The following is a 12,654-nucleotide window of genomic DNA, read 5'->3' as shown; positions in this document are numbered from 1 at the left end:
TAATGATACTAAACCATAACTCCAGGGTAGTTTTCTTATAGTCATATTTAAAAGTGCTTCCAGCTTATAACACTTTCTCTCTTAAAACTGTATTCTATAATACTTTTCCCTATCAACGTATAACTAATATTAATCTCATTTACTATTATATACAATTACATTAAAATAATACTACTACTTTTTCATTTATTTGTAAATATTTTTATTTTTCTCCATACTCTTTATAATACATAACCTTTAAATTTATCTTAGGGTACTTTTCAATAAATTGACTAATAACATAATAACAGCTAGGACATGGTTCCCATTTACTATATAAAGTAAAATCACCTTCTGCTTTTAACTTTCCCTTAGTTATAAGTTTATGTATCTCTTCAATTATTTTTTTTTCACTATCATTAACTCTATTATATCCAATTCCTAATTTACCAAGCTTATTAACCTTACAACTTTTAAAATAATCTTGTCCTAACGGTATTAATGTACAACTATTTTCAATATCATTCTTCCCACTAACAGCTCTAAACTCCATATCATTAAATAATGCAACTGCCATATTTACCGAATCCTGTATTGCTATACTTTGATTTATTTTAAATGTACCCTTCTCCTCTTCTATAATATATTTATCTAAATTTTTAATTAATCTCTTCATCCTAGGAATATAACTTTTTATATGCTGGTGATATTCAACAGTACCCTTTTCTGCTTTTACATAAGCAAATCCTATTTCTTCAGGTACTTCAATAAATAAAGTTTTTATTTGATTATTTTCATCATACTCTTCATTTACATTTTCATTATTAAAAATCAACATTCTTTTTAACAGTTCAATATCTTTTGCATAAACATAATCTTTATTAATTTCCTCTTCTAAAAATTCTAATTTTCTCTTTCCTTCATCATTAATTCTTTTCGATATAAACTTTTTAGTTTCTTCTATTACCTTTAATATATGTTCAACATCATCTTGAGTACTTGGTATTCTATCATATTCAACTCTATCAATATGGAGTCTTTTCATTTTACTTATTTTCTCACATAATTTCTTATGCTCATATTCAAATATCGTAATATTTTTTATATATCTTATAAAATCATTAATATCACTTACCTTATAACTAATACTTTCTTCATTTATAGTTTTATAAATCTTATTAAATAATTCATTACTTATATTAAAAGTTTTTATAAAACCTTCTTTAAATTTATCATAATCTGATATTTCAAGATTATATCCCTTTAACTTCAGTTCTTTATTTAAATCATCTATATTACTAATTTTTATTCTTTTATTTTTCTTATCTTTTATTTGCATATTTACCTCTTATCTCGAGTGACTACTTCAGTATTACCTTTAATATTATAAGATAACAATTTATTATTTAATACTATATAATAATAAAAAACAAGTAATATACTAGTTCACTGTATTACTTGCTTTTACTCTTTCCAAATTGATTAAAATAATAGTTCTATTAAGCAATATACTTATATTAATCTAATAAGTCGTATTACATTTTCAGCTGTTTTTTCTATATTTTTCTTTCCATGTTTAAGTGCTTCATCAATAGATGTTACCTCTTTCATAATTCCAAATATAGAGTCTATTCCTTTTTCATATAAAATATCTATATCGTCTCCAATTTTTCCAGCAAAAGCTACAACAGGTTTGTTATATTTTTTAGCTATTTTTGCAACGCCTAATGGAGTTTTACCATATTGAGTTTGAAAATCTATACTTCCTTCACCTGTCCAAACCATATCTGCATCTTTAATCTTTTCTTCTAAACTAGTATATTCAATTACCATTTCAATTCCCGTTTTTAATGTTCCATTCAAAAATGTCATAAGCCCTGCACCTAAGCCACCTGCTGCACCTGCACCTGGTATATCCAAAATATCCTTTCCAAGTTGTTCTTTAATTATATCAGCATAATGCCTCAAGTTTCTATCCAAAATACTAACCATTTCTAAGGTTGCTCCTTTTTGTAGTCCAAATACATGTGATGCTCCATTTTCCCCACATAAAGGATTATTAACATCACATGCTACTTCAACAACAACATCCTTTAATCGAAAATCAAAATTAGTTAAATCTATAGTATGTAATTTATCTAACTCTCCGCCACCAAATCCCAATTCATTTCCTTCTTTATCTAAGAGCTTTCCACCCAAAGCTTGAATAACCCCAGCTCCACCATCATTTGTTGCACTTCCTCCAATACCTATTAATAACTTCTTTACCCCTTTATCTAAACAAGCCTTAATGAGTTCACCAGTACCATAAGTAGTAGTAACTAATGGATTCCTCTTATCTAATGGAACTAAGTGTATTCCACTTGCACTAGCCATCTCTAATACTCCCACTTCTCCATCGCCTAAAATTCCAAAATTAGCGTTAATTTTATTTCCTAAAGGTCCAGTAACTTCTAAATCATATATTTCTCCATTAGTTGCATCTATTAAAGACTGCATTGTACCTTCTCCACCATCTGCCATAGGAACATGTATACATTTTATACTAGCATCTACTTTTTTTATTCCCTTTTCCATTGCAATACAAACTTCTTTTGCACTCATACTTTCTTTAAAAGAATCAGGTGCTAATACAATAACAAAATCATTCTTCATTCTTTTCTCCCAATTTGACCGCATATTTAAAATTTCCTCTTTTTTCCAATATAAATTAATAATTATTTAAAGAGCAAGCTATAAAACTTGCCCCTTAATATATACCTAATATTTTAGATTCATCAATAAATATAATTATATCTTCTTTGTTTTTAACTGCAATTATATTTGGAAAATCAAATACAATTTCTCCCTCTATAATTCCTACTCCTGATACTAAAACTGAAACATTAACCCCCTTATACCTCTTTTTTAATTTATTAAATTTATTTTTGTTCTTTTCAACGTTACCCATCTTATTTATTTCGTCTATTTGTATATCTTTATCGTTCTCATCTATTTGCTTATCTTGTGTATGAATCTCTTCATCTTCCCTATATGTTATAACTTCATTTATATTATCAATTGTTTTATTACTTATATTATTTATTACACTTTCCTTATATAACTCCAGACTTTCTTTAAGCCCCTGATTACTTTCAGAAATATCTACAATCCTATATTGTTTATTATCATTCAAATCAATATACTCTTTCTCACAATTTTTACTCGCATCATAAGAATTATAAGTTGATTCTTCACTATAAATTTCTTCTTTACTCTCATCTAATTCATCCATCTTTTTTTCTTCTTTGCTAAATATCTCTTTATTATACCTACTATCATTTTCTTTTGTTTCTATAATCTCTTCTAGATCCTTATGTTTATTTTTACTATCTATGTTATTATTTATCTCAATTTTATCTGATTTATTTATTATATTATTTTTTATATTATTATCTGATTCATAATATCCCTTATAGTTATTACTCCTTGTTTGCATTGTATTATCACAATTATCAATGCCATATTCCTTCTCTTTATACTTTTTAGCTCTTACTATCTCATTTTTTGAATACTTATAATTACTTAATTCTTTATACTTATTTCCTATTATATTATTTAACTTATTCTCATCATAAGACTCTTCTTTATGATTAACTTTTATTAATCTATCTTTATTTTGCTTATTCAAAAATAAAATAATAAGAAGAACTAATAATATATAATCCATTTTCGCTCCCTTCTTAAAATTTCTATGTTCATATCAAATTCATTTATTTAGATAATCATGGATTCAATTTATATTATATATTATTAATAATTATACTTTTTGTTCCTTACAACATACTATAGCTTATTTTTAATCAATTATTAATTAACACTTTCACTAAAAAATCATATTATGTAATATGTGTCCATAGTATTTATCTAAAAACAACCTAAGAAAAAATTAGGAGGGATAATATGACATTTGCAATAATAGTAGCCTTAATAGTATATATTGCAATGATTTTTTCTATTAAGTATCGTACTGCTATAACAAGCATTGGATTAGGAGTAATATTAATATATGGAACTGTAACTAATACCTTCACCCTATCCGATGTTCTTTCAAATTTTCCTATAGAAATAATCACACTTATTCTTGCTTTAGGGCTATTTTCTAAGACTTTTGAGAATAACTCATTCTTTAAATATATTGGCGATAAATTTCTAAGCATTTCTAAAGGTAAAAAAACACTCATATATATTCTTTTGCCTTTAGTCATGTATTTTACTTCACTTTTCATGAATAATTTAAGTGTAGTTCTATTATTTACTTTTATATGCCTAGAGTTATCTATAAAGTTAGAACTTTCACCTTTACCAATTTTAGTTTCTGGCTTAATTGCTTCAAATATAGGTGGCTGTCCACTTCCTTGGGCTGATACACCTGCAGTAATTTTAACACTCTATTCAGGTTTTAGCCTTATGGATTTTCTAACAAAATTATTTATTCCATGTGCTCTATTGGCAGGGCTTTTAATTCCATATACACTTTGGTGGGTAAAAAAGTATGATAAGAAAAATGACATTATGAATATATCCGATGATGCGTATTTAAAAAATAAATTTACTGATCCACCACCTCCACATCATCCAAATCATATTCCGCCACCTACCCCCCCTATACTTCATGATAGGCATATTAATGCAAGTAAATTTAAAAAGATATATTGCCCAATTATTTTATTTATTTCTTTTATAATTGCTATATGTATTTCACCTTTTTATTCTATTTCTATTTCATTTATTTCTATTATTTATATAGGATTGCTTTTATTAATTACTATAGATAAACCTGATAATATATTAAATACAGTTCCAGTACTTGATTCATTAGTTTTTATTTCAACATTATTTATTTTATCTAGTGTTTTAGAAAAATCTGGTGTACTTGATAGTATAGTTAAATATATTATCTCATTTACTTCTGATAACGTATTTTTAATTCTTTTAGCTATACTTTTTTCAGCTTTTATTATAGCAACATTTTTATCTGCTGGCCCTGCAGCTGCAACACTACTACCTATTTGCTTACAATTAAATCCTATTGTAGGAAGTAATTTAGTATATGCTGCCTTAGCATTAGGAATATTAGCTGGCAGTAGTATGTTACCTTGGTCAGCTACGGGAGGACCAATAATGCTTAGTGAAGTAGGACGATATCAAAATGACCATATTATTGAATCCAATTATAAAGTTAAAATAAATCAAGTTTATAATTTAAAAAAATATATTTCTTTTTCTATTCCGTTTTCACTAATAATACTATCTATATCAGCTTTATTCTTAATATCATATGTTTTCATCTTTTAAGGAAAACTACAAATTTTAATTTGGTTAGATGAAGTTACTCATCCTACTGAAAAGAGAAATTTCCTTTAATTAAATGTATTAGGTAATTATTATTAAAAACAATAATTATCTAATACATAAAAAAAAGTGACATAGACATTTATCTATACCACTTTTTTATAATAACTATTAATTAAAGAAAGCTATATAAGCTGTATTTACATATACAGTTCTTTTATCTTCTAATCTTACTGCTGCTATTCCATTATTTACATAAGCAACTTCACCTGTAATTAATATTGGTAATCCAGTGATTCCTATTGTTAAAGTAACTCCTGTATAATTTCTAATTAATTCTTCCATTTTCTTATTTATCCCCCTGTTTTTCATTTTTATAATATTTTTAAATATACCTTTGTCATACAGTACTATTATTTATGATGTTCTTCGTCCTTATGATGTCCTTTTTCATCATCGTGACCTTCTTTATGATGATCGCTCTTATCGTGTCCTTTTTCATCATCATGATCCTCTTTATGATGATCTTCTTTATTATCCTTTTCTTCATGGTGATTTTCTTTATGATGATCTTCAGAATTTTTTTCATTCTTTTCTTTATGATCTTCTTTATGATTATCTTCTTTTCCGCCATGATCTTCTTTATCATTTTTTTTCTCTGCTTGTTCATCTGATTTGTCTTTTCCATCTTTATTGTCTTTTTCGTCTTTTCCGTCTTTTCCGTCTTTATTGTCTTTTCCACCTTTTCCATCATCTTTTTTATGATCTTTACCATCTTGCTCATCTGTAAGATCTTTTAAGGTTGAAAATCCTAATCCTAGTCCTTTTAATTCACTAAATCCTTCTTCTTTTTTAATTTCTGCTATAGGTTTAGGTGGTCCTGGCTTTTTTCCTTTATCATCTGGCCTATCTGTTAATGATTTTAAAGTTTGAAAACCTGGTCCTAAATCTTTTAATTCTCCAAATCCACTAAAAGATTTGCCTTTTTTATCAATTAATTCCTTCAATGGAGCACCTACACCTTTTAGTGCTTCAAATCCAGTTGCTTTCTCTTTCATTTTGAACCTCCTTTTATTCACCCTTTGTAGTAATTATCATAGAACTATAATCTATCTTAAACTTCTTATCATTAATAGAAGAAAGCAATTAGACTTGATTCTATATAAACGCTACTACCATCCCTTAATCTTAGAGTTATTATAGATCCATCTCCACCAATTACTTCACCTGTAATCACTATTGGTAATCCTGTAAGAGCTATAGTTATATTTGTTCCTTGAAAATTATTTGTTATTAAATCATACATATTTTTTATCCTCCAATGATTCCTCTCCATACCAGCAACCTTTCTAGGTACGCCTTAATACGACAAATATATATTTTTTTCTTATAGTACATAGTATTAAAACATAATTATTTTTGTTCCTCATAATCCATTTAAAAAATAAAATATATTAACTTTTAAGTATTCACAAATGATTAATAATTATAAAAAAAGAAGTCGATACAAGTAATTTACATTACATATATCAACTTCTTTTTTAATACAACTTATACTATTTAATTAAGTTATATTACACAATACTAACTTCAGCACATATATTTAATATTCTCTGTATAAATTTCATCTTTACTATTTTAATATAAAGTATACTGCTGAATATGGCCTCATATCAATTGATAATAACCTTCTATTACTACTTGAAACTATTGAAGCAGAATCATTTTTATTACCATTTTCATAATACTTAATATACTCTTCAATTAATATTCTATAATCTGCTTTTCCATCTCCACCATATTCACTTATACTGCTATCCATAAGGATTTCTAATGTTTTATCTTCAATAGGAACTTCAAATCCTTTATGATAAGCATCTGAAAAATTAAATAAAGCTAATATCTTTTCATCTTTACATATTCTTTCAAAAACATATATACACTTCTCTTCTTCATGGCAATTTACCCAATTAAATCCTTCTGTTTCATAATCATTTTCAAATAATGCTGGATGATTAATATAAACTAAACTTAAATCACGCATGAATCTATGAAACTTATTATGCATCGGATACTCTAGAAGATTCCAATCTTGCTCTTTCTTTTCATCCCATTCTCTAAATTGACCAATTTCATTTCCCATAAAATTCAGTTTTTTACCTGGATGAGCATACATATACATATATAATGCTCTAGCCTGCTTAAACTTATCATCATATTCTCCATGCATTTTTTGGATTATAGTAGCTTTCCCATGAACAACTTCATCATGAGATAAAGGCATTAGAAAATGTTCACTATAAAAATACATCATAGAAAAAGTTAGCTTATGATAAGCTCTTCTTCTGTCATAAGGATGTAATTTAAAATATTCTAATGTATCATTCATCCATCCCATATCCCATTTATAGTCAAATCCAAGCCCGCCTTCTTCTATTGGAGCTGTAACTTTTGGATATGCAGTTGAATCCTCTGCAGCTAAAATTATATTTGGATGCATATATTTTAACCCCTGATTCATACCTTTAATGAAATCTACTGCATCTTTATTTTCTCCTCTATTTGAATCCCCTTGCCAATAAATAATATTACTTAATGCATCAACTCTTAATCCATCAAAATGATATTCTTCAATCCAATAATTTGCTGCTGATTGTAAAAAGCTTCTTACTTCTCCTTTTGAATGCATAAAGTTCTTACTTCCCCATTGACTAATTGCAATATCATCATATGAATATTCATATAAAGGCTCTCCATCATAATTAGCCAATGCAAAACTATCTACTGCAAAATGTACTGGAACAAAATCCATTAATACACCAATATTATTCTTATGACACGCATTTATTAAGCTTTTTAAATCTGTTGCAGTTCCATACCTAGACGTCGGACTAAAAAATCCTGTATTTTGATATCCCCATGACTCATCACATGGATGTTCACTTAACGGCATAATCTCAATATAATTGTATCCATACTCTTTTACATATGGAATCAATTTGTCCTCTAATTCCCTATAATTATACCAAGTATTACCTTCTTTCTTTTTCCATGATCCTAAATGAACCTCATAAATATTTAATGGTTTATCTTTACAATCTGTTCTATTCTTAATCCATTCATCATCATCAAATTTATATTCATTTAAATCCCTAATTATTGAAGCTGTGTTTGGTCTTAATTCCATTCCAAATCCATATGGATCACAATGCTCAATACAATCTCCATTTTTACTGTATATTCTATACTTATATAACATTCCTTCCTTTAAATTTGAGACTCTACATTCAAAGAATTTACCATCTTCTATCCTTTTCATCTCTGTCCCTTCCCAATTATTGAAATCCCCAACCAATTCTACCTTTAAAGCATTTGGTGCATAAGTTCTAAATACAACTCCATCTTCCTCGATATGTGCCCCCATATATTTATAGGCATCAAAAACTTTTCCTGTGTAAAATCCATACATGTCCATATTGCAATCTCCTTTTATTGTAATATAGTGATTTTATCAATCACTTCTTATTTTACATTATTTGTAAAATAAAAACTATAATAAATTCTCACAAAAATAAAATTTATTATAGTTTTTAGTAGACATATAAAATAAAAGATATCTTCTCATAAAATATTAATAACAAAATATTATTTATTATAATAGAAGTAAAAAATAAATGGAGTACTTCTAGGAATTATAACAATTCCTAGAGGTACTCCATTTATCTATTCTTTATTACTAGATTTCATTAAGTTTCAGAAAGCTAATATTTTTTCTGTCATTTATATATATAAGTTAATTGTTGCTTAATATATAATTTATGTGCAAATGCCATAACTGCTGATTTTAATATTTCACTTTCCCTTGTATAATTACTTGATTTAGAAGTCTTTGAAAAATCTCTTGTGAAAAATACTGACTTAATTGCTTGCTCAGTTTCATCGCAAAAATAATCATAAGCAACTTCAATTGGACAACTTTCCATTTGAATATTTATTAAATCACATATCTCATGTAAACTAAATACCTGTTTTAATACACAAACAACTATTAAGTGTGCTAAATGTTCTTCATTATATTTTTTATCCTTAGGCGGCAAAATAACTTTTTGTTTAACATAATTATTCAACATAGTTGGTGTTAATAATTTTTCATCACTTTCAATATTTAACGTTTTTGCTAATTCCTCTAAATATGTAATTACTTGTTCTTTATAAAGTGGAACCTTTGGTAATTCCTTAAATCTTGGTATAGAAAAATCAAAAGACTCCATGTTTCCTCCTCTCTACTTTAATGCATCATGCTTTTTAATGTATTGTACAGAAATACAGCTTGGACCTCCTTGAGTGGTAAATACTGGTCCTAACATTTTAATTTCTATATCTGCATTTTCTATATATTCTAGTATAATATTTTTTATATCTTTTGCCAATTTTTCATTACATGCATGTGAAATATAAATTTTATAATTTGAATCTACATTATTATTAATCATTTCTTCACTTATTTTTTGTATTGCCTTTTTAAGTGTACGTTTTGTTGTAAATTTCACTAAAGATTTTTTATCTTCAGCAAGAGTCATAACAGGTACTAATTTAATTACACTTCCTATTTTCCCAACAATAGGAGATAATCTTCCCCCTCTTACTAAATAATCAAAATCATGTGGTATTAAAAATGATTTTGTTTCTTCCATTGCCTTTTTTATTTCACTAACTATTTCATTTTTAGTTTTTCCTAATTTAACAAGCTCCACTGCTAAATCAACTAAATAATTTTGCGGACCACATAAAGTTTCTGAGTTAATTACTTCAATACGATCCGGGTTAGTCGCCATATCTTTTGCAACACATGCTGAATTATAAGTCCCAGACAATCCGTCTGCCATTGAAATATTAATTATCTCATCTTCTATATTTTCATCATAAATATTTAATACTTCCCCTATAGCAGGTTGTGATGAAACTGGAATATGTCCTTCATTAATTATATTAATAAATTCCTCAGTGTTTATATCTTCATACTCTCTATAAGTTTTACCATTAATAGTTACTATCAATGGTGCAATTGTAACTCCCTTTGCTTGTCCATTTTTTTTTGAATATAATGCTGATGAATCAGATACTATTCTTATCATAAATCCTCTCTCCAATCATTTAATATATTATTCTAAACTATTTTGAGTTTCATTCTAAAAGACATAGTTTTGAAAACTATTTGTTTTAGATTATCACCCTAAATATATTTTGTCAATATTATTCACTCATTGTTCACATTCATCTCACATAAAAAAACATAAAAATAGAGCTGAATCTGCCTTTGATTCAGCTCTATTTTTACTATTTATTTGTTTTAGCTAAAAGCATTTCACAAATTGTTTCTTTGTCCTTTGCTGCTATAATTTCATCTTTGAATTCATCATCCATTAAACTTACAGCTAATACTTGAAGTATCTTTAAATGTTCATTTCCTTCGCCTTCTGGCACCGCTATTAAGAACACTAAGTTAACTGGTTCATCATCTAGCGATTCCCAATCAATTCCTTTAGAACTTTTCCCAACTATTACGGTTGGAAATTTAACATAAGCTGATTTTGCATGTGGAATTGCTACTCCATCACCAATTCCTGTTGTTGACATCGCTTCTCTAGCTTTTACATCTTCAACATACTTATCAACATCTATTAATCTATCTTGTGCTAATTTTGCTAAATGTCTAATTGTTTCAAATTTTTCTTTTGTGTTTAAATCTAAATCTACATATTTTATATCAAATAATTTATTCATAATTATCACTCCTTAAACTTCTATTATCTATTATGCGGCTACTTTTTCATTTTCTTGTTCACTTTTTTTATATTTATTTGCCTTCAATACATTTACCATTACTGCAGTTATTGCTGATCCTGCAATAATTGCTACAAAGAACATTAAAATTCCTTCAATACCACCCATTAACGCTACAATCGGACCACCATGTGGTACTATATCTGTTACTTTTGCTAGTGCTGCAATGTTAGCTCCAACTATTGAACCTACCATTAATGATGGTATAACTCTTAATGGATCCATTGATGCAAATGGGATTGCCCCTTCTGTTATTCCACAAAGCCCCATTGCAAAAGCAGCCTTACCAGCATCTAATTCTTCTTTGCTATAATACTTCTTTCCTATGAATGTTGCGATTCCCATACCAATTGGTGGAATTGCTACTGCCGCTGCAATTGGTCCCATTACTTCTGGGTTACCTGCTGTAATCATTGATACACCAAATAAAAATGCTGTTTTATTAACTGGCCCACCCATATCAAACGCTATCATCGCACCTAAAATTGTTGCTAAAACTACTGAACTAGTACCTGATAAACATGCTAAGAAATTAGTTAAACTTTCAAATACAATTGTAATTGGTCCACCCAAAACGAATATAAATGCTAAACCTGTTACTAATGTTGATATGATTGGAATAATTATGATTGGCATAATTGGTTTAATCATATTTGGAACTTTTATTAACTTTAATCCCTTAACTATATAACCTGCTAAGAAACCTGTTACAATACCACCTAAGAAACCTGCATTTGCTTCTGATCCATAGAAATAACCATTTGCTGCTATATATCCGCCAATTAATCCTGGTACTAAACCTGGTCTATCTGCAATTGAATATGCAATGAATCCTGATAAAATTGGTACCATGAATGTAAAGCCTGCAGCTCCAATTTGTTCAACACTCTTCCACAATGAATCATCTGGAACTACTAAGCCCGCTTCTGTAGGTTGTCCACCAAATGCTAATGCTAAAGCAATTAACAATCCTGCAACTACTACAACTGGAATCATGTAAGAAACTCCACCCATTAAATGCTTATAAAATGCTGGCTGTTTAGCTTTTATTGCTTTCTTTTCTTCTTCTACACTTTTTATTTTTTTTGCTGAATTTATATTTGATTTTTTCTTTTCAACTTTTCCATCTAAGAACATTTGAATTAAAACATCTGGCTCTTTTATTGCTCTAGCTATTGGACATTCTATCATTGCCATTCCTTCAAATCTTTCTAAACTAACAGCTTTGTCTGCTGCAATGATAATTCCATCTGCTTCTTTTATATCTTGCTCCGTAATAACATTTTCAGCTCCTGTTGAACCTTGAGTCTCGACTTTAATATCAACTCCCATTTTCTTTGCCATTTTATTCAACTTTTCTGCAGCTATGTAAGTATGAGCTATACCTACTGGGCATGAAGTTATTGCTAGTAATTTCATATATTAACGCCTCCATTTAATTATTTATTCGTCTTCTTGAGTTTCTTTCACTCACCTTATGACTTAATTATAGAGTTA

Annotated in this window: 12 protein-coding genes and 1 other annotated feature (1 of these 13 running past the window's edge); of the genes, 1 reads left to right on the top strand and 11 read right to left on the bottom strand. The window is 27.9% G+C overall.

The genetic code is table 11. The annotated features are described in order from the left end of the window. Positions 1-125: a binding site (T-box leader), on the bottom strand; it reaches 102 nt to the left of the window's first position. A gap of 77 nt (positions 126-202) precedes the next feature. From ABUA17_RS03825 to ABUA17_RS03815, 3 genes are all read right to left on the bottom strand, one after another. Next, positions 203-1,318 (bottom strand): deaminase domain-containing protein, encoded by a 1,116-nt coding sequence (locus ABUA17_RS03825; protein WP_195955410.1) that lies wholly within the window; start codon positions 1,316-1,318, stop codon positions 203-205. A gap of 173 nt (positions 1,319-1,491) precedes the next feature. Next, positions 1,492-2,634: a glycerate kinase family protein gene (locus ABUA17_RS03820; protein ID WP_195955411.1), complete on the bottom strand. Its 1,143-nt coding sequence runs from the start codon at positions 2,632-2,634 to the stop codon at positions 1,492-1,494. A gap of 94 nt (positions 2,635-2,728) precedes the next feature. Next, entirely contained in the window at positions 2,729-3,688 is a 960-nt protein-coding gene (locus tag ABUA17_RS03815; RefSeq protein ID WP_195958890.1) for a hypothetical protein, read from the bottom strand. A gap of 233 nt (positions 3,689-3,921) precedes the next feature. Here ABUA17_RS03815 and ABUA17_RS03810 point away from each other — a divergent pair, with 233 nt between their 5' ends. Next, positions 3,922-5,316 (top strand): ArsB/NhaD family transporter, encoded by a 1,395-nt coding sequence (locus ABUA17_RS03810; protein WP_195958889.1) that lies wholly within the window; start codon positions 3,922-3,924, stop codon positions 5,314-5,316. A 168-nt stretch (positions 5,317-5,484) separates the two neighbouring features. Here ABUA17_RS03810 and ABUA17_RS03805 read toward each other — a convergent pair whose 3' ends face one another. The 8 genes from ABUA17_RS03805 to ABUA17_RS03770 form a co-directional block, all read right to left on the bottom strand. Then, a complete protein-coding gene (locus tag ABUA17_RS03805; protein ID WP_156327477.1) occupies positions 5,485-5,658 on the bottom strand; it encodes a hypothetical protein in 174 nt (57 codons plus the stop codon). Positions 5,659-5,726: 68 nt separating this feature from the next. Continuing rightward, positions 5,727-6,371, bottom strand: a complete 645-nt coding sequence (locus ABUA17_RS03800; protein ID WP_042395940.1) for a hypothetical protein — start codon at positions 6,369-6,371, stop codon at positions 5,727-5,729. 71 nt (positions 6,372-6,442) lie between these two features. Beyond that, positions 6,443-6,619, bottom strand: coding sequence for a hypothetical protein (locus ABUA17_RS03795; RefSeq protein ID WP_156327476.1), 177 nt, complete (start codon positions 6,617-6,619; stop codon positions 6,443-6,445). A gap of 327 nt (positions 6,620-6,946) precedes the next feature. After that, positions 6,947-8,788: a 1,4-alpha-glucan branching protein GlgB gene (gene glgB / locus ABUA17_RS03790; protein WP_055277436.1), complete on the bottom strand. Its 1,842-nt coding sequence runs from the start codon at positions 8,786-8,788 to the stop codon at positions 6,947-6,949. Between the two features lie 301 nt (positions 8,789-9,089). Then, entirely contained in the window at positions 9,090-9,584 is a 495-nt protein-coding gene (locus ABUA17_RS03785; RefSeq protein ID WP_055277434.1) for a DUF1836 domain-containing protein, read from the bottom strand. A 12-nt stretch (positions 9,585-9,596) separates the two neighbouring features. Next, complete coding sequence (locus tag ABUA17_RS03780) at positions 9,597-10,448, bottom strand: DegV family protein (RefSeq protein ID WP_349817916.1); 852 nt, start codon at positions 10,446-10,448, stop codon at positions 9,597-9,599. 202 nt (positions 10,449-10,650) lie between these two features. Then, positions 10,651-11,097, bottom strand: a complete 447-nt coding sequence (locus ABUA17_RS03775; protein ID WP_042395928.1) for a PTS sugar transporter subunit IIA — start codon at positions 11,095-11,097, stop codon at positions 10,651-10,653. 30 nt (positions 11,098-11,127) lie between these two features. After that, positions 11,128-12,576 (bottom strand): PTS fructose transporter subunit IIC, encoded by a 1,449-nt coding sequence (locus ABUA17_RS03770; protein WP_243276511.1) that lies wholly within the window; start codon positions 12,574-12,576, stop codon positions 11,128-11,130. Positions 12,577-12,654: the final 78 nt, after the last annotated feature.

The sequence above is a fragment of the Clostridium sp. RTP31139st1_H3_RTP31139_211217 genome, from assembly GCF_040227035.1.
Classification (GTDB): Bacteria; Bacillota; Clostridia; order Clostridiales; family Clostridiaceae; genus Clostridium; species Clostridium saudiense.
The sequence above is the reverse complement of the archived record's forward strand: the minus strand, read 5'-3'. Positions and strand labels throughout refer to the sequence as shown.

What these genes read in the sequence shown, in the direction of transcription:
- ABUA17_RS03825 (WP_195955410.1), bottom strand. Translation starts at nt 1,318, where the DNA reads ATGCAAATAAAAGATAAGAAAAATAAAAGAATAAAAATTAGTAATATA.
- ABUA17_RS03820 (WP_195955411.1), bottom strand. Translation starts at nt 2,634, where the DNA reads ATGAAGAATGATTTTGTTATTGTATTAGCACCTGATTCTTTTAAAGAA.
- ABUA17_RS03815 (WP_195958890.1), bottom strand. Translation starts at nt 3,688, where the DNA reads ATGGATTATATATTATTAGTTCTTCTTATTATTTTATTTTTGAATAAG.
- ABUA17_RS03810 (WP_195958889.1), top strand. Translation starts at nt 3,922, where the DNA reads ATGACATTTGCAATAATAGTAGCCTTAATAGTATATATTGCAATGATT.
- ABUA17_RS03805 (WP_156327477.1), bottom strand. Translation starts at nt 5,658, where the DNA reads ATGGAAGAATTAATTAGAAATTATACAGGAGTTACTTTAACAATAGGA.
- ABUA17_RS03800 (WP_042395940.1), bottom strand. Translation starts at nt 6,371, where the DNA reads ATGAAAGAGAAAGCAACTGGATTTGAAGCACTAAAAGGTGTAGGTGCT.
- ABUA17_RS03795 (WP_156327476.1), bottom strand. Translation starts at nt 6,619, where the DNA reads ATGTATGATTTAATAACAAATAATTTTCAAGGAACAAATATAACTATA.
- glgB (WP_055277436.1), bottom strand. Translation starts at nt 8,788, where the DNA reads ATGGACATGTATGGATTTTACACAGGAAAAGTTTTTGATGCCTATAAA.
- ABUA17_RS03785 (WP_055277434.1), bottom strand. Translation starts at nt 9,584, where the DNA reads ATGGAGTCTTTTGATTTTTCTATACCAAGATTTAAGGAATTACCAAAG.
- ABUA17_RS03780 (WP_349817916.1), bottom strand. Translation starts at nt 10,448, where the DNA reads ATGATAAGAATAGTATCTGATTCATCAGCATTATATTCAAAAAAAAAT.
- ABUA17_RS03775 (WP_042395928.1), bottom strand. Translation starts at nt 11,097, where the DNA reads ATGAATAAATTATTTGATATAAAATATGTAGATTTAGATTTAAACACA.
- ABUA17_RS03770 (WP_243276511.1), bottom strand. Translation starts at nt 12,576, where the DNA reads ATGAAATTACTAGCAATAACTTCATGCCCAGTAGGTATAGCTCATACT.